Origin of the sequence: Sphingomicrobium aquimarinum (genome assembly GCF_039655735.1) — a bacterium.
Lineage (GTDB): Bacteria > Pseudomonadota > Alphaproteobacteria > Sphingomonadales > Sphingomonadaceae > Sphingomicrobium > Sphingomicrobium aquimarinum.
The window spans coordinates 17,903-36,211 of record NZ_JBBYXH010000001.1 but is presented as its reverse complement, the minus strand read 5'-3'; the positions used below and the strand labels follow the sequence as shown (position 1 = coordinate 36,211).

General features: G+C 64.5%; 16 protein-coding genes. 3 read left to right on the top strand and 13 right to left on the bottom strand.

Going from position 1 to position 18,309, the window contains the following annotated elements; all coding sequences use genetic code 11:
* Window positions 1-4 precede the first annotated feature (4 nt).
* From recO to WJS89_RS00155, 6 genes are all read right to left on the bottom strand, one after another.
* Complete coding sequence (gene recO, locus WJS89_RS00180; protein WP_346338917.1) at window positions 5-742, bottom strand: DNA repair protein RecO; 738 nt, start codon at window positions 740-742, stop codon at window positions 5-7.
* On the bottom strand, window positions 739-2,676 hold the full coding sequence (gene uvrC / locus WJS89_RS00175; RefSeq protein ID WP_346338916.1) for an excinuclease ABC subunit UvrC: 1,938 nt from the start codon (window positions 2,674-2,676) through the stop codon (window positions 739-741). The genes recO and uvrC overlap by 4 nt, the downstream gene beginning before the upstream one ends.
* A 40-nt stretch (window positions 2,677-2,716) precedes the next feature.
* The gene (locus tag WJS89_RS00170) at window positions 2,717-3,613 is read right to left on the bottom strand and encodes a glycoside hydrolase family 16 protein (protein ID WP_346338915.1); all 897 of its coding nucleotides are present in this window, start codon (window positions 3,611-3,613) and stop codon (window positions 2,717-2,719) included.
* 62 nt (window positions 3,614-3,675) lie between these two features.
* Window positions 3,676-4,389, bottom strand: coding sequence for an aspartate/glutamate racemase family protein (locus WJS89_RS00165; protein WP_346338914.1), 714 nt, complete (start codon window positions 4,387-4,389; stop codon window positions 3,676-3,678).
* 84 nt (window positions 4,390-4,473) lie between these two features.
* Window positions 4,474-5,931 carry an NAD(P)(+) transhydrogenase (Re/Si-specific) subunit beta gene (locus WJS89_RS00160; protein WP_346338913.1) on the bottom strand — a complete coding sequence of 486 codons (1,458 nt, stop codon included), beginning with the start codon at window positions 5,929-5,931 and terminating at the stop codon, window positions 4,474-4,476.
* On the bottom strand, window positions 5,928-6,215 hold the full coding sequence (locus tag WJS89_RS00155) for an NAD(P) transhydrogenase subunit alpha part 2 (RefSeq protein ID WP_346338912.1): 288 nt from the start codon (window positions 6,213-6,215) through the stop codon (window positions 5,928-5,930). The genes WJS89_RS00160 and WJS89_RS00155 overlap by 4 nt, the downstream gene beginning before the upstream one ends.
* Before the next feature lie 158 nt (window positions 6,216-6,373).
* Between WJS89_RS00155 and WJS89_RS00150 the strand changes: the two genes are divergently transcribed.
* A complete protein-coding gene (locus WJS89_RS00150) occupies window positions 6,374-8,674 on the top strand; it encodes an EAL domain-containing protein (protein ID WP_346338911.1) in 2,301 nt (766 codons plus the stop codon).
* Between the two features lie 378 nt (window positions 8,675-9,052).
* Here the strand turns inward: WJS89_RS00150 and WJS89_RS00145 are convergent, their stop codons facing one another.
* Window positions 9,053-10,207, bottom strand: coding sequence for an NAD(P) transhydrogenase subunit alpha (locus WJS89_RS00145; RefSeq protein ID WP_346338910.1), 1,155 nt, complete (start codon window positions 10,205-10,207; stop codon window positions 9,053-9,055).
* The gene (locus WJS89_RS00140) at window positions 10,207-10,353 is read right to left on the bottom strand and encodes an aa3-type cytochrome c oxidase subunit IV (RefSeq protein WP_346338909.1); all 147 of its coding nucleotides are present in this window, start codon (window positions 10,351-10,353) and stop codon (window positions 10,207-10,209) included. Before WJS89_RS00140 ends, WJS89_RS00145 begins: the two co-directional genes overlap by 1 nt.
* A 148-nt stretch (window positions 10,354-10,501) precedes the next feature.
* Between WJS89_RS00140 and WJS89_RS00135 the strand changes: the two genes are divergently transcribed.
* Together WJS89_RS00135 and WJS89_RS00130 are read left to right on the top strand one after the other, a co-directional pair.
* On the top strand, window positions 10,502-11,938 hold the full coding sequence (locus WJS89_RS00135; protein ID WP_346338908.1) for a sigma-54-dependent transcriptional regulator: 1,437 nt from the start codon (window positions 10,502-10,504) through the stop codon (window positions 11,936-11,938).
* Window positions 11,939-11,956: 18 nt separating this feature from the next.
* Window positions 11,957-12,658 (top strand): SDR family NAD(P)-dependent oxidoreductase, encoded by a 702-nt coding sequence (locus WJS89_RS00130; RefSeq protein WP_346338907.1) that lies wholly within the window; start codon window positions 11,957-11,959, stop codon window positions 12,656-12,658.
* Here the strand turns inward: WJS89_RS00130 and folP are convergent.
* From folP to glmM, 5 genes are all read right to left on the bottom strand, one after another.
* Window positions 12,655-13,737 (bottom strand): dihydropteroate synthase, encoded by a 1,083-nt coding sequence (gene folP / locus WJS89_RS00125; protein ID WP_346338906.1) that lies wholly within the window; start codon window positions 13,735-13,737, stop codon window positions 12,655-12,657. The genes WJS89_RS00130 and folP overlap by 4 nt on opposite strands.
* Window positions 13,738-13,836: 99 nt before the next feature.
* The gene (locus WJS89_RS00120; RefSeq protein WP_346338905.1) at window positions 13,837-14,988 is read right to left on the bottom strand and encodes a site-specific DNA-methyltransferase; all 1,152 of its coding nucleotides are present in this window, start codon (window positions 14,986-14,988) and stop codon (window positions 13,837-13,839) included.
* 196 nt (window positions 14,989-15,184) lie between these two features.
* A complete protein-coding gene (rnhB, locus tag WJS89_RS00115) occupies window positions 15,185-15,769 on the bottom strand; it encodes a ribonuclease HII (protein ID WP_346338904.1) in 585 nt (194 codons plus the stop codon).
* Complete coding sequence (thiD, locus tag WJS89_RS00110) at window positions 15,769-16,974, bottom strand: bifunctional hydroxymethylpyrimidine kinase/phosphomethylpyrimidine kinase (protein ID WP_346338903.1); 1,206 nt, start codon at window positions 16,972-16,974, stop codon at window positions 15,769-15,771. The genes rnhB and thiD overlap by 1 nt, the downstream gene beginning before the upstream one ends.
* Window positions 16,971-18,308, bottom strand: a complete 1,338-nt coding sequence (gene glmM, locus WJS89_RS00105) for a phosphoglucosamine mutase (protein ID WP_346338902.1) — start codon at window positions 18,306-18,308, stop codon at window positions 16,971-16,973. The genes thiD and glmM overlap by 4 nt, the downstream gene beginning before the upstream one ends.
* Between the last annotated feature and the right edge of the window lies 1 nt (window position 18,309).

Genomic DNA, 18,309 nt, shown 5'->3' with positions numbered 1-18,309 from the left:
GAGGCTAGGCGACACCGGCAGCGCGGCGCAAGCGGCTTAGCAGCCGTTCGCGCGCATCGAGCGCCTTGGCAGCGCGATCGACAAGCAGGTCGCGTTCGAGAAAATGGCCCGACAAGGCAAGGCCGTCGAGGACCGCGTCCCACTCCCCGCGACCGCCCGCGACGAGGAAGCCGGGCAATGAAAGCAGTTTGTCGCCGTAGGGCGCCGCGGCGGCGGCACTGACCGCGCGGCCCGAATTCGGGCTGACCGCGACAAGGTCGTCGACGTCGCCCGTGACCGCGCAGGCGGTCAGGTCGAGGCCGTAGCCGAGTTCGGCGAGCAAGAGCAGTTCGAAGCGGACGAGCGCGCTCGCCCAATCGCGCGCGGCAGGAGCGCTTGCGATCGCGTCGAGCACGGCGTCGAGGGACGCGTGAACCGGGCGATAGGGCTGCGCCTCGGGAAGAGCCGAGGCGGTCAGCGCGCAAAGCCATTCGATCGCGGCAGCGGGGAGCGGCTCGGCCAGCAGCGGGCCGCGCGACACCTTGAGTTCGATGGCGGCCTGCGGAAGCTCGCTATCGTTGCGGGCGCTGAGATCCGCGGCGACGATGTTCCCGGGCACGAGCGCGGGGCCCATCCGTCGTCCATGCGCTCCGCGGACGTAGGCCGCGAGGAGGCCGTCCTCCGCCGTCATCAGTCGCACCACCGCGCCACGTTCGCCGTGGCCACGCACGGCTACGAGAATGGCGTCGCGGGTCTTTCTCATCCGCGCGGGTGGAAATAGTCGTAGACCTGCCGCGCGACCGCTTTCGAGATGCCGGGTGCGCGCTCGAGATCGTCGAGTGCTGCGGATTTGACTGCCTTGGCCGTGCCGAAATGCATCAGCAGCGAGCGTTTTCGCGTGGGCCCCACTCCGGGCACTTCGTCCAGGGTCGAACCGGTGAAGCTCTTGGCGCGCTTGGCACGGTGGGTGCCGATCGCGAAGCGGTGCGCCTCGTCGCGCAACCGCTGGAGATAGAAGAGAAGCGGCGCATTCAAGGGAAAGGTGATCTCGCGTCCGCCCGGCAAGTGGAACACCTCGCGCCCCGCATTGCGGTCGGGGCCCTTGGCGACGCCGACGACGGGAATATCCTCCACCCCCGCTTCCTCCATGATCTCCATGACGCTCGACAACTGGCCCTTGCCGCCGTCGATCAGTAGCAAGTCGGGCCAGTCGCCTTTTTCGCGCGTCGGATCTTCCTTGGCGAGACGGGCGAAGCGACGGGTGAGCACTTCCTTCATCATCCCGAAATCGTCTCCGGGCGTGATGTCGGACTTGATGTTGAACTTGCGGTAGTTGGACTTTCTGAAGCCCTCCGGCCCCGCGACGATCATCGCGCCGACCGCGTTGGTGCCCATGATATGGCTGTTGTCGTAGACTTCGATGCGTTCGGGCGGGCCGTCGAGCTCGAACGTATCGGCAAGACCACGCAGCAGTTTGGCCTGCGTCGTCGTCTCGGCCATGCGGCGCTCGAGGGCTTCCTCTGCGTTGCGCGCGGCTTGTGCGATGAGTTTGCGCCGCGGTCCGCGTTGGGGACGTAGCAGCTCGACCTTGCGTGTCGCGCGATCGGACAGGGCTTCGACGATGAGGTCGGCCTCGTCGGGCAATTCGTCGACGAGGATGGCCTTGGGCGGCGGCACCTCTTCGTAGAATTGCATCAGGAAGTCGCGCATGACCTCGGCGGGCTCCAGGCCCTCGATGCCCTTGGGGAAGAAGGCGCGGTGACCCCAGTTCTGCCCGCCGCGAATGAAGAAAGCCTGGACGCACAAGGTCCCCGCCTTTCGCGCCGAAGCGAAGACGTCGGCATCGCCAAGCCCTTCGGCGTGAATGGTTTGCGAACCCTGCACATAGGTCAGCGAGCGCAGGCGATCTCGGTAGATGGCGGCGAGTTCGAAGTCCTGCTTCTCCGCGGCAATTGCCATCTGCTTGCCGAGTTTTTCCTGCACGCGGGTGGATTTGCCCGCGAGGAACGCCTTCGCGTCGGCAACGTCGGCGGCATAGTCCTCCTCGCTGATCCGGCCGACGCAGGGGCCCGAGCACCGCTTGATCTGGTAGAGCAGGCAGGGCCGGTCGCGGCCACGGAAGAAGCCGTCCGAACAGCTGCGCAGCTGGAAGATTTTCTGAAGTCCGTTCAGCGTCTTGCGGACCGACCCAGCGCTGGCGAAGGGGCCATAATATTGGCCCTTGGTCCGCCGCGCTCCACGGTGAAGGCGAACCTGGGGAAAGTCGTGATCCTCGCGCAGGAGGATGAACGGGAACGACTTATCGTCGCGCAACAGCACGTTGTAGGGCGGGCGGAAGCGCTTGATCAGCTGGGCTTCGAGGAGCAGCGCCTCGGCCTCCGTCTCGGTCGTGACGATGACCATCGAGCGCGTTTGCGATACCATCCGCTGAAGGCGATTGGTAAGCTGCTTGACCTGCGTATAGTTGACGACGCGCGACTTCAGCGCCCGCGCCTTGCCGACGTAGAGGACGTCGCCCCGCTCATCGAGCATGCGGTAGACGCCGGGGCGAGCGGGGAGCGTGCGGACGGTATCGCGGATCGCCTTGATCCCCGCATCGAGGTCGGGCTTGCCCGCACCCTTGACGGTCGCGGTCGCCTTCTTCTCGTCGAACCGCTCCTTTGCGTTCGGGCTATCGGGTCGGTCGGCCTTGCTCACTCAACGGCACATAGGCGGAAAGCAGTCCGATTTCGAGGGACTAGTCGTTGCCCCAGACGCGGACCCAGTCGACGGCCATTTCGGGTTCGCCCCGCTTGATCGCATCGACGCTCGACTGCGGGAGCCCGTAATAGGGCGCGTTGATGTCGTTGACCTTCGCCGGATAGACACCGCCGACCGCGAAATTGAGGATGAGATATTTGGGATTGTCGTAGGACCAGCGACCCATCTCCTCGATTTCGTCCTTCGTCACCCGCCAGTAGGCGCGGTCGTCGACGAGGAAGGTCATGGTGGTGGGCGTCCACTCGACCGCATAGCGGTGCCAGCCGGTGACGTCCTCGCCGTCCGGGAAATAGAAGCGCTTCACCGGCGCCTTTTCGCCCGAATAGCCGGGGCCGTGGACGGCAACGCCGATCCATTCCTTCTCGCCGACATACTCAAGAATGTCGATCTCGCCGGTGTCCGGCCACTGGCCGTTCCCCAGCAGCCACCAGGCGGGCCAGACGCCCGTGTGATCGGTCATCTTGATGCGCGCCTCGGCGCGGCCATAGGCGAAGTCGAACTTGCCCTTGGAGTTGATCCGGCCCGAGACGAAATCGGCGGTGCGGCGCTCGGAGCTTTCCGCGCTGGCGCGGAATTCGGGCTTGAGGACGAGGACGCCGCCATCGGCCCCTTGCATCGAAGAGCGGTGCGAGATGACGCCGGGCTCGTCGACATAGACCTGCAATTCGTCGTTCACCCAGAAGTCGGGACCCTCGACGTTCCACATGGTGCGATCGAGTTCGGGAGCCGTGAATTCGTCCGCGAACAGCAAGGTGCGGTCGCCGGCATTGGGCTGGGTCGCGAAGACCTCGCCTTCATAGGGTCGCTCGGGCGGCACCGTGGCGCAGGCCGAAAGGGCGAAAAGGGCGGCGGTGGCGGTGAGCGTTCGGATCATGTCGATAGGTCCCCTGTGAGCGTTCACAAGGGTTGTGCCGCAGCCTCGCGTCGCTGTCCAGATCAGGCCGGTTCGGCGACCGTCGCTTGCTCCATGAGCCAGTCGACTGCGGCGGCAGCGTGGATCGCGGTACTGTCATAGACGGGCAGAACGTTGGCATTGGCCTGGACCGACAGAACGAGCTCGGTGCAGGCGAGGACGACCGCGTCGGCCTTCTGCTTGTCGAGTTCGGTGATCAGCGTCTTGAGCGTGCGCTGGCTGGTGCGCGTGACGATGCCCTTCGCGAGTTCCTCGAAGATGATACGGTCGACCTCTTCGATGGCGTTCATCGGCACGTCCATCACGTCGAACCCCGCAGCCTCGTACCGCGAACGCGCGAAATCCTCGGTCATGACGTATCGGGTACCGAGCAGCGCGATCTTGCGTCGGCTGTCGCTGGCGAGGCGCTTCGTCACGGCGTCGGCAATGTGGAGGATCGGCAGGCCGGTCGCCTCCTCGACTCGGTCGGCGTAGCGATTGGTGGTGTTGGAGGCGATGAGAATGGCCTCGGCGCCGCCGGCCTGGAGCGACTTGCCGGCCGACACGATCATCGCGCCGGCCGCATCGTGATCGCCCGACCGCTGGAGATCGGCATAGGGCGCGTGATCGATGCTTTCGATGAGCAGCCGCGCCGAATGCAACCCGCCCATGCGGCGCGCGACGGCTTCGTTGATGTGGCGATAGTAGAGCGCGGTCGAGTTCCAGCTCGTGCCGCCGATGATACCCAGTTTACGCAATGGAAAAGCAGCTCCCCAAGCCCCGACCGACCGGGGCGAACCGGCTGGGGGCTTTAACCCAGTAAGCGATTGAACAGTCGTGCCTTAATCGAGCTTCTTGACGATTTCCTCAACCATTTTCTTGGCGTCCGACAACAACATCATCGTCTGGTCGCGGAAAAACAGCTCGTTCTCGACACCCGCATAGCCGGCCCCGCCCATCGAGCGCTTGATGAACAGCGTCGTGCGTGCCTTTTCGACGTCGAGGACGGGCATGCCGTAGATGGGCGACGACTTGTCGGTCTTGGCGGCAGGGTTGGTGACGTCGTTCGCGCCGATCACGAAGGCCACGTCGGCCTGCGCGAACTCGCTGTTGATGTCTTCCAGCTCGAAGACCTCGTCGTAGGGGACGTTCGCCTCGGCGAGCAGGACGTTCATGTGCCCCGGCATGCGGCCCGCGACGGGATGGATGGCATATTTGACCTCGACTCCCTTTTCTCTGAGCATGTCGGCCATCTCGCGCAGCACATGCTGCGCCTGCGCAACGGCCATGCCGTAGCCGGGAACGATGATGACCTTGTCCGCCTGACCCAGAAGGAACGCGGCATCGTCGGCGCTGCCGGCCTTGTAAGGGCGGTCGATGGCGGGCTGGCCGTCGCTGCCCCCGCCTCCGCTGTCCTGTCCGAAGCCGCCCGCGATGACGCTGATGAAGCTCCGGTTCATGGCCTTGCACATGATGTAGGAAAGAATCGCGCCCGAGGAGCCGACCAGCGCGCCGGTGATGATCATGGCGCTGTTGCCGAGCGTGAAGCCCATCGCCGCGGCGGCCCACCCCGAATAGCTGTTCAGCATCGAGACGACGACGGGCATATCCGCACCGCCGATGGGAATGATGAGCAGGAAACCGACGAGGAATGCGAGCGCGGTAATCGCGATGAAAAGCTCTGGCGGGGCGAACATCGCGGTCGCGAAGATGCCCGTAAGGACGATGATGCCCGCGAGGACGCCCAGGTTAATGACATGGCGCGCGGGGAGCAGGATCGGCGATCCGCTCATGCGGCCCGAGAGTTTGGCGAAGGCGATGACCGAGCCCGAAAAGGTGATCGCGCCGATCGCGACGCCGAGCGCCATCTCGATGCGACTGACGGTGCCGATGGCGGCCTCGCTCGTGCCGTCGATGGGCACGAGCAGCCCGAAGGCGTCGGGGTTGAGGAAGGCGGCCCAGCCGACCAGCACGGCGGCCATCCCGACGAGGCTGTGGAAGGCGGCGACCAGTTCGGGCATCGCGGTCATGGCGATCCGGCGTGCGATGGTGAGGCCGATGACGCCGCCGATGGCGATGGCCGCAAGAATTTCGAGAAGGCTGGCGATTTCGTGCGTGACGAGCGTGGTGGCGACCGCGATCGCCATGCCCGCCATGCCGTACATGTTGCCCTTGCGCGCGCTTTCGGGGCTCGACAGGCCGCGGAGCGCAAGGATGAAGCAGACGCCCGCGACGAGATAGGCGAGCATGACCCAGGCGGGCGTTTCGGCGGCGGCGGTGGCGGCGAGGAGCAGCGTCATTTCTTGCGCTCCTTCTTCTTGTACATGGCGAGCATGCGCTGGGTGACCGCGAAGCCGCCGAAAATGTTGATCGAGGCGAGGACCACGCCCGCGAGGCCGAGCCATTTGGCCACCGCATTGCCACTCGCTGCGGCGGCGATCAGCGCGCCGACGATGATGACGCTGGAGATGGCGTTGGTGACCGCCATCAGCGGCGTGTGGAGTGCCGGGGTGACCGACCAGACGACATAATAGCCGACGAAACAGGCCAGTACGAAGATCGACAGGATCGAGATAAAGTCCATGGCCCTCCCCTTTTGAACGATCGCGAGCATGGCGGCGAAGCGGAGCGCTGTCGAGGGCTGTCTGTCGCGGCTCTGGGTCAGGGCGTTAACCGCCACACGGTTTCCGATTTGATAACCTTTTTGCGGCATTGCGAAGATGAACCATCGGCGAGGACCGGATGAACCGCACCGCGCGACGCGCACAATATGGCAGGGGCAAGGCGCCCAAACTGTTCTTCTGGACGGTGATCATCATGTGCGTCTTCGGTCTGACGCACCTTGCCGAGCCGCTGGAAGATGCCGGTCGGGCAATGCGCAACAAAACGCACGAGAACAACGCCAGCGGCGACATCGTGCTCGTGGCGATCGACAATGCGAGCTTCGAGGCGATCGGCGCTTTGCCTTGGGATCGCAGACGGTACGCCGACATCATCAACAATGCCAACAAGCTCGGCGCGAAACAGATCTATATCGATCTCGTCCTGCATGGCGAAGGCTCGCCGCAAGAGGATGCCGCCCTGTTAGATGCCATGCGCGAGGGTGGAAACGTTGTGATGGCCACCAATCGCGAAAGCTTGATCGACGACGATCTCTCGGATCAGGATCGTTTTCTGAACGATCAGTTCGCGGAGACCGCGGATCTCGGCTCGATCAATGTGTATTTCAATTTCCAGACGGCCGCATGGACGATGCGATACGCCGAAGAGATCGGCGACCGCGTTTTTCCCACCTTTGCGTCGATGATGGCCGGCAAGTCGGGTCCAGCCGGCGAAAGCTTTCCGATCGACTATTCGATCCGTCCTGAATCGGTTCCGAAAATCTCGGCGCTTGGCCTGATCAATGGTCGCGTCGCCCGCGATGCTATCGACGGCAAGACCCTTATTCTCGGAGTGGACCTCGAGCACCTTGGAGACTTGGTATATCTGCCGGGAACGGGGCGACGTCCCGGAGCCTACGTTCACATATTCGGCGCCGAGACACTGATGCGCGGCGAACCGATCGAGGCTGGCTGGATACCCTCCGTCCTGTTTGCGATCGGACTCATCGCCTACAGCTGTTTTGTCGCGGGAACGTTCGCTCGCTTCCTAGTACCCCCAATCGGCGCGGCAGGCATCGTCGTCGGCGCGACCCTTCTCGAATCACGGCTCGTTTTTGTTGATGTCATGCCCGCATTGATCGGCCTTACGGTCGTCCTTTCCGTCATGACCTACCGCTTTTTCACCTCTCGCGGGTATGTGAACGCGCTGACGAACCTTCCGAATCTCGCCGCATTGCGCAGCGATCGACGCGGCCGTGAGCTGCCCCTGATTGCCGCACGCGTCCACAATTTCGCGGAAATCACCTCGACGCTGAACGCGGACGGGGAAAAGCGTCTCGTCGAACAGATCGCCGCGCGGCTTGCACTGGGGCGCCATGACGGCATGAAACTCTATCAGGGGGACGAAGGGATCTTCGCCTGGTTCATCGAGCCCGACGTCGTGGTGTCGAACCATCTGGAAGCGCTTCACGCCCTTTTCCGTAGCCCGGTCACGATCGAGGGGCAGCCGTTCGACGTTGCAGTGAGCTTCGGCATCGAGATGGGTTCGGGCCGCAGCCTTGCGAGCCGCCTGGGCAGTGCGCTCGTGGCGGCCGACGAAGCCGAGCACGAAGCCATCAAGTGGAAATATCATGACCCGGCGCGTCTCGAGACGACGCCATGGAAGCTGTCGATGCTCTCGCAGCTCGAAGAGGCGATCGACAGCGGCGAGGTTTGGATCGCTTTGCAGCCGAAGCTGGATCTCAAGGGTCAGCGCGTGATGGGCGCGGAAGCCTTGGCACGGTGGACGCATCCCCAGAAGGGTCCGATCAGCCCCGTCGAATTCGTCGCCGCCGCAGAGCAGAACGATCGCATCGGCAAGCTGACGCATTTCGTGCTCGAGGAAGCGGGCAAGGCGCTGGTGCAGTTGCGAAGGGTCGAGCCCGACTTCACGATCGCCGTCAACCTGTCGGCCAGAATGCTCAACGATCGTCGGCTGACGGGCGAAATTCTGTCGATGCTCGATCGACACGACCTACCCCCGGAGGCCCTGACGCTCGAACTGACCGAGACGGCCGCACTGGCGGGGACGGGGTCGGATCTCGAATTGCTCGCCCAGCTACGGGCAATCGGCATCCGCATTTCCATCGACGATTACGGGACCGGTCTCTCGACGCTCGAATATCTCAAGAAAGTGCCGGCGAGCGAACTCAAGATCGATCAGAGCTTCATCAAGTCGATGCGCGACAACCGCTCCGACCTCATCATGGTCCAGTCGACCATCGCGCTTGCCCACTCGCTCGAGCGCAAGGTGGTCGCCGAAGGCGTGGAAGACAAACAGGTCCTCGAACAACTGACGCTGATGGATTGCGACATCGCGCAGGGGTTCGCGGTCGGCCGCCCCATGACGCTCAAGGACCTCCATCGACGGCTGCGCCGCGACAAGGACCGCCGGGTCGCCTGACGCACGCGAGTCAATCGCTGCGCAACTCCAACTAAAAACGGTTCGCTACTTGGCGGCGACCTGAAACGCGCTGTCTCTTCTCGCGTTTCGTCGTATCGAAACGCCGCCTTATGGTAAATAACTTGCTAACCACTTCCATTAAGGTTAATAGACAATCCGCAACGGACGCATTTTGTCCATAATTAGGGGACCGAACATGACGAAGAAGACTGAAGGTCGTAAAGGTTTCTGGGAATGGCTTCTCGGCGGTGGCTGGGGTAGCGCCGGTAGTGCCGGTTAAGCTTTCTCAGAGCTAGACAAGACTAACCCGGTTTCGGCCGGGTTTTTCTTTGTCTGCAATATGTTAGCCTGTCCCCAAGTCGGCTTTCCGACCTTCGATCAGCCCATCGCGCGCAAGCGCTCGTGCACGATCTTTCCGCTTTGTGTCAGCCGGATCGCAGACACGATCTCGTCCTGGTCGGGTAGCTCCAGCACGGGTTCGGTCGAGGGCGAATCACCCTCTTCCGACTCGCGGATGAAAGCGGCGAGGAAATTGAAGAGGTTTCGCGAAAAGAGCGCCGCCGAGTCGCTCGGCAAGGCGCGTGCAGGCTGCACCGGCCCCATGATCGCGACGCCGTGACGCGTAACCGTCGTCCCCGCCTCGCATCCCTCGATATTGCCTCCCGCTTCCGCCGCGAGATCCACGATCACGCTGCCTGGCCGCATCGTGGCAATCTGCGCATCCGAGATCAGGCGCGGTGCCGGGCGACCGGGAATGAGGGCGGTGGTGATGACGATGTCCTGCTTGGCAAGATGCGACGACACCAGTTCGGCCTGCGCCTTGCGATACTCCTCGCTCGTCTCGCCGGCATAGCCGCCCTCGCCTTCGCCCTCGATCCCCTCGACATTCTCGACGAAGATCGGCTTCGCGCCGAGCGACTTGATCTGTTCCTTGGTCGCCGACCGCACGTCGGTCGCGCTGACCTGCGCGCCCAGCCGCTTGGCGGTCGCGATCGCCTGCAGGCCTGCGACGCCCACGCCCATCACGAAGACGCGCGCGGGGCTGATGGTGCCGGCCGCGGTCATCATCATCGGAAACGCCCGGCCGTACTGCGCGGCAGCATCCACCACCGCCTTGTAGCCGGCGAGGTTCGACTGCGACGACAATATGTCCATCGACTGCGCGCGGGTGATGCGCGGCATCCATTCCATCGCCAGCGCTTCCAGTCCGAGATCGGCATAGCCCTGGATCGCATCGCCGCGCGTCGCGGGCGACAGAGCGCCGATGAGCCGCGCGGATTTCATCGCGCCCTTCAGGCTTTCGGGGTCGGGTCCCTGGACGACGAGGATCGTCTGCGCGCCGTCGATCGCCTCCTGCCGGTTCGCAAGGCTGGCCCCCGCCTCGACATAGTCCTCATCGGAGAAACCCGCGCGTTCGCCCGCGCCCCGTTCGAGCGCCACGCTCGCGCCCTTCTCGACCAGTTTCCTGACCGTCTCGGGAATGGCCGCGACCCGCGGCTCGTCTTCGGCTTCCCTGAGGACCGCGACCTTCATCAGGTAATGATGATCATCACGAGGATGACGATCGGAATGACCAGGTAGATCGTCCATTTGAGCAGGCCGAGAAAGGACGAGAAGCTCGAGTTGTGCGCCGGATAGTCCATTTCGGTCGCGGTCGGATAATTCTTGTCGGCCATCATGTTCCCTTTGCCTCGCGTGTCGCGCGTTCGAGCGCCTTCTATCAACGGCGCACCGCTCGCCACAAGCCCTTAAGCGGCGGGCGCGATCTTAACCCGAATTTCACCCCGTAGCGTCCACACTGTCCCGATATCGATAAGGAGACGCGCAATGCGTGAGGAGAAGGTCCGTTCATTGCTGCTGCTGGATTCCAGCGCGGACGAACGGCGTCTGGTGTCGAGCGTCGCGCAGCGCGCGGAATGGATGGTCATCGGTGCCGCCGACCTGCAAACCGCGGTCGGGTTGTTGCAGGGGCCCCATGGCCGTGAAGTGCGCGCCGCCATCCTGTCGAGCTGGGAAGGCGCGGAGGGCCCTGGCGTGATTGACCGGCTGCGTGAGATCTCGCCCGATCTGCCGGTGATCGTGCTGGCTTCCGACGGCGACGTGAGTGCCGCGGTCGATGTGATGCGTGCCGGGGCGTCCGATTTCCTCGCCAAGCCCGTGTCGGCCGAACGGCTTCTGGAAGCCCTGCACACCCACGCCGACCGTCGACGTCCCGGCGGTGAGCTGGCCCCTCTGTCCGAGAAAATCGACATGGATCTGGGGCTCGAGGAACTGGTCGGCTCCTCGCCCCAATTCCGCGCCGCCCAAGCCGTCGCCGCCAAGGCCGCGCGCAACCGACTTCCGGTTTTCGTCTGCGGCGAGGCGGGAACGGGAAAGGAAACATTCGCTCGCGCCATCCATCAAGCCAGCCTTCGTGCCCGCTCGGCGCTCGTCACGGTCGATGCGAAGCTGGTCAGTCCCAAGGCGATCGACAGTGAATTGTTCGGTTACGCCGAGGGCGCCTTTCCGGGCGCCTTCAGCGAGAAGCGCGGCAAGCTGCTGGAAGCCGATGAAGGCACGCTGCTGATCAAGCAGATCAACCACCTCCCCGAGGCCACGCAGGACAGGTTGGACCGCGTGCTCGCCACGGGCGAAGTGCGCCCGATCGGGATGAACGGCAGCTTCAGCGCCGACGTACGGCTGATCGCGACCGCCGAGCATCCGTTGGGGCTCGATTTCGACGAACGTCTGAGGGAGCGCATCGAATCGACGAGCGTGATCCTTCCGCCGCTGCGGGAACGTTCGAGCGACATCCCCGCCCTCGCCCGCCACTTTCTCGCCCGCATCGCCGAGCAGCCGGGAATGCGACCGCTGTCGATCGGCAACGACGCGCTGGCGGTGTTGATGCGCTATGGCTGGCCGGGCAACCTGCGCCAATTGGGCAGCGTTCTTTTCCGCGCGGCCGTCTCCTGCGAAGGCACGAGCCTCACGGCCGAACATTTTCCGCACATCGCGATCCAGTCCCGCTTCACGCAGCGCAAGACCGATGGCGGGTCCGGCATTTCGGCGGCAAGCTCCGAACGCGCGCTTGCGGGCTCGGGACCGGTCACGATTTTCGACGACGACGGGCATATCCGTCAATTGTCGGACATCGAAGCCGACCTCATCCGGCTCGCCATCGGTCATTATCGCGGACGGATGACCGAAGTAGCGCGGCGACTGGGGATCGGACGCTCGACACTGTATCGCAAATTGGGCGACCTCGGGATCGACACCGCAGCCTGATCGGCTAGACGTGTCGTCATGACACGCATTCTCATTACCGGGGCGGCCTCGGGCATCGGCGCGGCCTGCGCGCGGCATTTCGACGCCGCGGGGGCGGAGCTGATCCTCCTCGATCGCGACGGCGAAGCGCTGGAGGCGATGGCGGGCGCGCACCGTCATCACGTGGCCGACGTCAGCGACGCGGACTTCTGGAACGAGCTTGTCCTCGCGCCGCTCGACGGGGCGATCGTTAATGCCGGAATCGGCGCCGCAACGCCGATCGAGAATTGTTCGCTGGAAGAATGGCGGCGGGTCATGAGCGTCAATCTCGACGGCGCGTTTCTCACGCTGAAGGCTGCCCTGCGCGCCGCGCGCGAAGGCGCGAGCATCGTGACCATCGCCTCCGCCAGCGGCCTCAAGGCCATTCCGATGACGGCGGCCTACGGAACGAGCAAGGCGGCGCTCATCCACCTTACCAAGGTCGCGGCGGCGGAGGCTGCACCGCGGCGGATCCGCGTCAATGCGATCGCGCCGGGCGGGGTCGATACACCGATCTGGGACGCGATGGTGGAGCCGGGGGGCGACCGGGCGAAGTTCATGGCGGCGATGGAGGCGGGAGTGCCATTAGGGCGCTATGCAATGCCCGAAGAGATCGCAAAGCAGGCGGCATTCCTGATGAGCGAGGCCGCCGGGACGATGACGGGCAGCGTGCTGACCTGCGACGGCGGCTACACGCTCTAGATTTTCGGCGTGAGCGCCTGGTCCTTGAGGCCGCGCCAGACCTTGAGCGCCTGGACCGTATCGGGGACGTCGTGAACGCGGACGATCTGCGCGCCCTGCTCAGCCGCTTTCAGCGCGAGCGTAAGACTGCCGCCGAGACGCTGGTCGGCAGGGGCTTCATTGGACAGAGCGCCGATCATGCGCTTGCGGCTCGCACCGACGAGCAACGGACAACCGAGCGCGTGAAAGGCCGCCAGGCCATTCATGATTTCCAGATTGTGCGCGATGGATTTGCCGAACCCGATACCGGGGTCGATGATGATATTCTTTCTCTCGATGCCGCGATCTTCCGCCCAGGCAATGCGGTCCTCCAGCCAGAGCCAGATATCGACCGGTGCATCATCGTATGAGGGACTGTCCTGCATCGTCTGCGGGTCGCCCTGCGCGTGCATGAGAACGACGGGGGTGCCCGACTTCGCGACCACTTCGGCCGAGCGATCGTCCCAACCGAGCGCGGAGACATCGTTGACGAGATGCGCGCCGGCGCCGAGAGCCGCCTCCATGACAGCAGCCTTGCGGGTGTCGATACTGACGGCATTGCCGCCTTTGACGAGCCGCTCGACGAGGGGAAGGACACGCTCGATTTCGTCCCCCTCCCAGACGGTCTGCGCGCCGGGGCGCGTGCTCTCGCCACCCACGTCGAGAATGGCGGCGCCCGCGGTGGCCATGTCGGCGCCCGCGAAAGCAGCCTCGTTGGTGTCGGCATAGGCGCCGCCGTCCGAAAAGCTGTCGGGGGTGGCGTTGAGAATGCCCATGACGCGGGGCTGGTCGAGCGGGATCGTGCGCTCGCCTAGTTCCAGCGGGCCGCGCGGTGCCGACAATCGCTGCCATTGCCGCGCCATGTCATCGTCGAAATGGTCTTCGATGCCCTCGACAGGGACGAGCGTGACGCCGGTACGGCGGTTCGTGTCGTCGAGGTGGATGAGTTCGACCGTCGCGAACCACAGCAGTCCGCCCGCCAGGCGCGCGACCTTGCCGTCATGACCGAACGGTGCATTGACGAAACCGGTGGGGCGAAGGAGCGTTCGAGCGGTCATCATTCTCTCCGTTCGTCCTGAGTTTGTCGAAGGACTGTTTTTCTTGTTGCGACAGAAAAAGACAAGGACGGCCCTTCGACTTCGCTCAGGGCGAACGGGGTGTCAGGTCAAACTCTTCAGATGCCGCTGCCGCAGCGTGTCGAGCGGTGTCCAGTCGCCGCTGTCCTCGATCTGCCAGAAGGTCCAGCCGTTGCAACTCGGGGCGCCCTGCACGGTCTTGCCGACGACATGGATCGAGCCCTGCACTTCGCCGCAGGTGAGCGAGCCGTCCATGCCGACCGTTGCGCGCCAGCGGGCCTTGCTGTCCTGCACGATCGCGCCCGGCGCGATCATGCCATTCTCGACCAGTTGGCCGAAGGCGACGCGGGGCGCGGCGCGTTTCTCGGCCATCGTGACCATCGCGCTCTCGTCCAATGGCATTTCGCGTTCGATGCGCTCGCGTGCGGCAGCGATATAGCTCTTGTCGCGCTCGATCCCGATCCAGCGGCGACGGAGGCGCTTGGCGACCGCTCCGGTGGTGCCCGTCCCGAAGAAGGGATCGAGCACGACGTCGCCCGGCTTGGTGCTCGCAAGAAGCACGCGGTAGAGCAGCGCCTCGGGCTTCTGCGTGGGATGAACCTTCTCGCCCCCGTCGTCCTTCAGTCGCTCGCCGCCCGAGCAGATCGGGATCGACCAGTCCGAGCGCATCTGCAGATCGTCATTGAGGCCCTTCATCGCGCGATAGTTAAAATGATACCGCGCCTTCTCGCTCTTGGCGCACCAGAGAAGCGTCTCATGGGCGTTGGTAAAACGCGTGCCGCGAAAGTTGGGCATCGGGTTGGTCTTGCGCCAGACGATGTCGTTGAGAATCCAGTAGCCCAGATCCTGCAGGATCGCGCCGCAGCGGAAGATGTTGTGATAGCTGCCGATCACCCAGATCGCGCCATCGTCCTTCAGAATGCGGCGCGCTTCGACGAGCCAGTCGCGGGTGAAGTCGTCATATTGCTGGAAGCTCTCGAACCGGTCCCATTCGTCATCGCAGGCATCGACCTTCGAGCCCTCGGGACGCAGCAGGTCGCCACCGAGCTGGAGATTGTATGGCGGATCGGCGAAGATGAGGTCGACCGATTTGTCGGGCATTTTCGCCATGGCGGCGATGCAGTCGCCTTCAACGATCCGATCGAGCGGGAGCGTGCGGGACCGCGACTTCCGGCGCGTCGGCTTGGCGGCAAGTTCTGGCGCGCACCAGGCTTCGATAGGGGTCAATTCGGTCATTCGCCTCTCCGCACGACGGGTAGGCGACCGGCATGAGTCAGGCGCGAGTCGTGGTCAAGTTTCAGCGATGAATCAGAGGCTTGCGGGCGAACTTTTCCGGCGCGCGGCAAAACGCGACACCACAAGATGTTGAGTCCGGAGCACCTTCTCGGACTCAATCCCTAGTAGGTGTGACTCAAAAGACTCGGCTGTCGGTTCAAAGCATCCGCAGCTGCGCAACGGGCGCGAAACTCTTGCGATGGATGGGGCTCGGCCCGTTGGAACGAAGCGCCTGCAGATGCGCGGCCGTGCCGTAGCCCTTATGCTGGCCGAAGCCATAGCCCGGGTGCACGATCTCGTAATCGGCCATCATCGCATCGCGGGTTTCCTTAGCCACGATCGAAGCGGCGGCGATGCATTTTTCGCGCGCGTCGCCGCCGATAATGGCGCGCGCCCCCGCCCACCGCCATTCGGGACGGCGACCCTCGGGTGTCATGTTGCCGTCGATGAGGATTTCGGCGGGCTCGCAGCCCAGCGCCTCGCAGCATTGCTCGACCGCGCGTGTCATGGCCAGCATCGTCGCCTGGAAGATATTGAGCGCGTCGATCTCCGCGACGCTGGCCATGCCGATGCCGACCTTGCAGCGCTCCTGGATGCGGGCGGCGAGAACGGCACGCTTCTCGGCTTTCAATTTCTTGCTGTCGTCGAGCCCGCGAATAGGCGTTCCGCACAGATGGACGGCGGCCGCAACGACGGGCCCGGCGAGCGGCCCCCTGCCCGCTTCGTCCACCCCGACGATCATCAGCTGGGCATTTCCTCCGCATCCTTGCCCATGCGCCAGGGCGGGTAACGGCGGTTTTCGCCGGCCTTGTAGAGGAAGACGGCATTGCCCGCGGGATCGCGCAGGCGGGCTTCTCGCCACATCCACGGCTGCGCGCGGGGCCCGTGCTCGAAGGGCAGGCCTTCGCGCGCGAGGCGCTCGACGCGGCTGTCGAGATCGTCACATTCGAAATAGACGGCAAAGTTTTCCGCCGTGGGCGCGTCGGGATCGCACTGAACCGACAGCGTCGTGCCACCGCCCGTTTCGAAGCGGGCATATTGATTGTCGGGACTATCGACGATCTGGCGTAGGCCGATCTTGGAATAGAATTCGACCATTTTGTCATAGTCGGTGCCGGTGACGGTGAGCTGGTTGAGCCGCGGCGGGACGGCACGGTCGGCCTCGCCGACGTCGAGCCGGACCTGCCCAATCCCGATGGGCCCTGCCCCGCCGCCGATGCCGGGCGCTTCGTGCAAGGCCATGCGCACGAACATGCGCGCGCGGTCGATCGCCTCGTTCATCGAATGGCCCGCACCCATGAGGCAGGCAATCGCGCTCGAAAGCGTGCAGCCGGTGCCATGGTCGTGCGGTGTCTCGATGCGGGTGCCCTGCCAGCTGGTAATATTGTCGTCCTCGATGAGCGCGTCGGCGACCGCCTCGCCCTGCTCGTGACCGCCCGTGAGCAGCACCGGCGCCCCATGCCTTCCGACAAGCTGCAGCGCGCCCGCGATCGGCTCTTCTTCACCCGTCAATGCGACGACCTCGGGCATGTTGGGCGTGGCCAGTGTCGCGACTTCGAACAGCTGGCCCAGCGCCTCGATGGTCGCCTCGTCCGCGAGCGAAACGCCCGACGTCGTGACCATGACGGGATCGACGACGATCGGAATCTTCTTGTCGAGCGTGCGCAACCGGTCCGCGATGGCGCGGGTGGTGAAGGCACTGCCCGTCATGCCGATCTTGATCGCCGCGACATCGAAATCGGCAAGCACCGCATCGATTTGCGCGAGAACCATTTCGGCAGGGACCGGATGCACTGCCTCGACGCCCTGCGTATTCTGTGCGGTGATCGCGGTGATGGCGGTGGCGGGGTGTGCGCCAAGCATGGTGATGGTGCGCACATCGGCTTGAATGCCCGCGCCGCCGCCGCTGTCGCTTCCCGCGATCGTCAGGATAACCGGAATGCTCATACCACCTCTTCGACCGCGGTGCAGACATGGTCGACCCATTGCCTCACCTTCGCTTCATCTTCGCCCTCGGCCATCACGCGGACGAGCGGCTCGGTGCCCGACTTGCGGATGACCATCCGCCCGTCGGCCGCCAGCGCCGCTTCGGCCTCGGCAATCGCCGTTTTGACGCGCGCATCGGCGAGCGGATCGCCGCCCGAATAGCGCACGTTTCTCAGTAGCTGCGGAATGGTTTCGAACTGGTTTAGGATCTCGCTGGCGCGCTTGTCGGCATTCACCATGGCAGCGAGCACCTGCAGCCCCGCCACGAGGCCGTCGCCGGTCGTCGCATGATCGGTGAGAATGATGTGCCCCGACTGCTCGCCGCCGACATTGCAGCCCGTCTCGCGCATCATCTCGAGAACGTAGCGATCGCCTACCTTGGCGCGGTGGAGGTCGAGGCCGTTCGCCTTCATGTGCCGCTCGAGCCCGAGGTTGGACATGACCGTCGCGACCAGCGCCTCGCCGCGCAGGTCCCCACGCTCCTTCAGCGTCAACGCGATGAGCGCCATCAGCTGGTCGCCATCGATGAGGTTACCCTTCTCGTCGCAAACGATCAGGCGATCGGCGTCGCCGTCCAATGCGAGGCCGATATCCGCGCCGGTGGCGACGACCGTCTCGCGCATCGCGTCGGTCGCGGTCGAACCGACATTCTTGTTGATGTTGGTGCCGTCGGGCGAGACGCCTAGCGTCACGAGATCGGCGCCCAATTCCCACAGTGCGAGCGGGGCGGCTTTGTAAGCGGCACCGTTGGCGCAATCGAGAACGATCTTGAGCCCGTCGAGCCGCAGTTCGTCGGGAAAGGTCGACTTGGCGAAATGGACGTAGCGGCCGATCGCGCTGTCGATCCGGTTGGCGCGGCCGATGCGCGGCGCATCCACCAGTTCGGGCTCGTCGGTGAGCAGCGCTTCCAGCGCCGCTTCGTCCTCGTCGGAGAGCTTGTAGCCGTCGGGGCCGAACAGCTTGATGCCATTGTCCTCGTAAGGATTGTGGCTGGCGGAGATCATCACCCCCATGTCGGCGCGCATCGAGACGGTCAGCATCGCGACGGCGGGGGTCGGCATCGGCCCCAGCAGCACGACGTCCATGCCGACGCTGGTGAACCCCGCGACGAGCGCTGACTCCATCATGTAGCCCGACAGGCGCGTATCCTTGCCGATGACGACGCGATGGCGATGGTCTCCGCGCTGGAAGTGCGCGCCAGCCGCCTGCCCCACCTTGAGCGCGAGCCGCGCCGTCATCGGCTCGGCGTTGGTGCGCCCGCGAATCCCGTCGGTACCGAAGAATTTTCTTGCCATG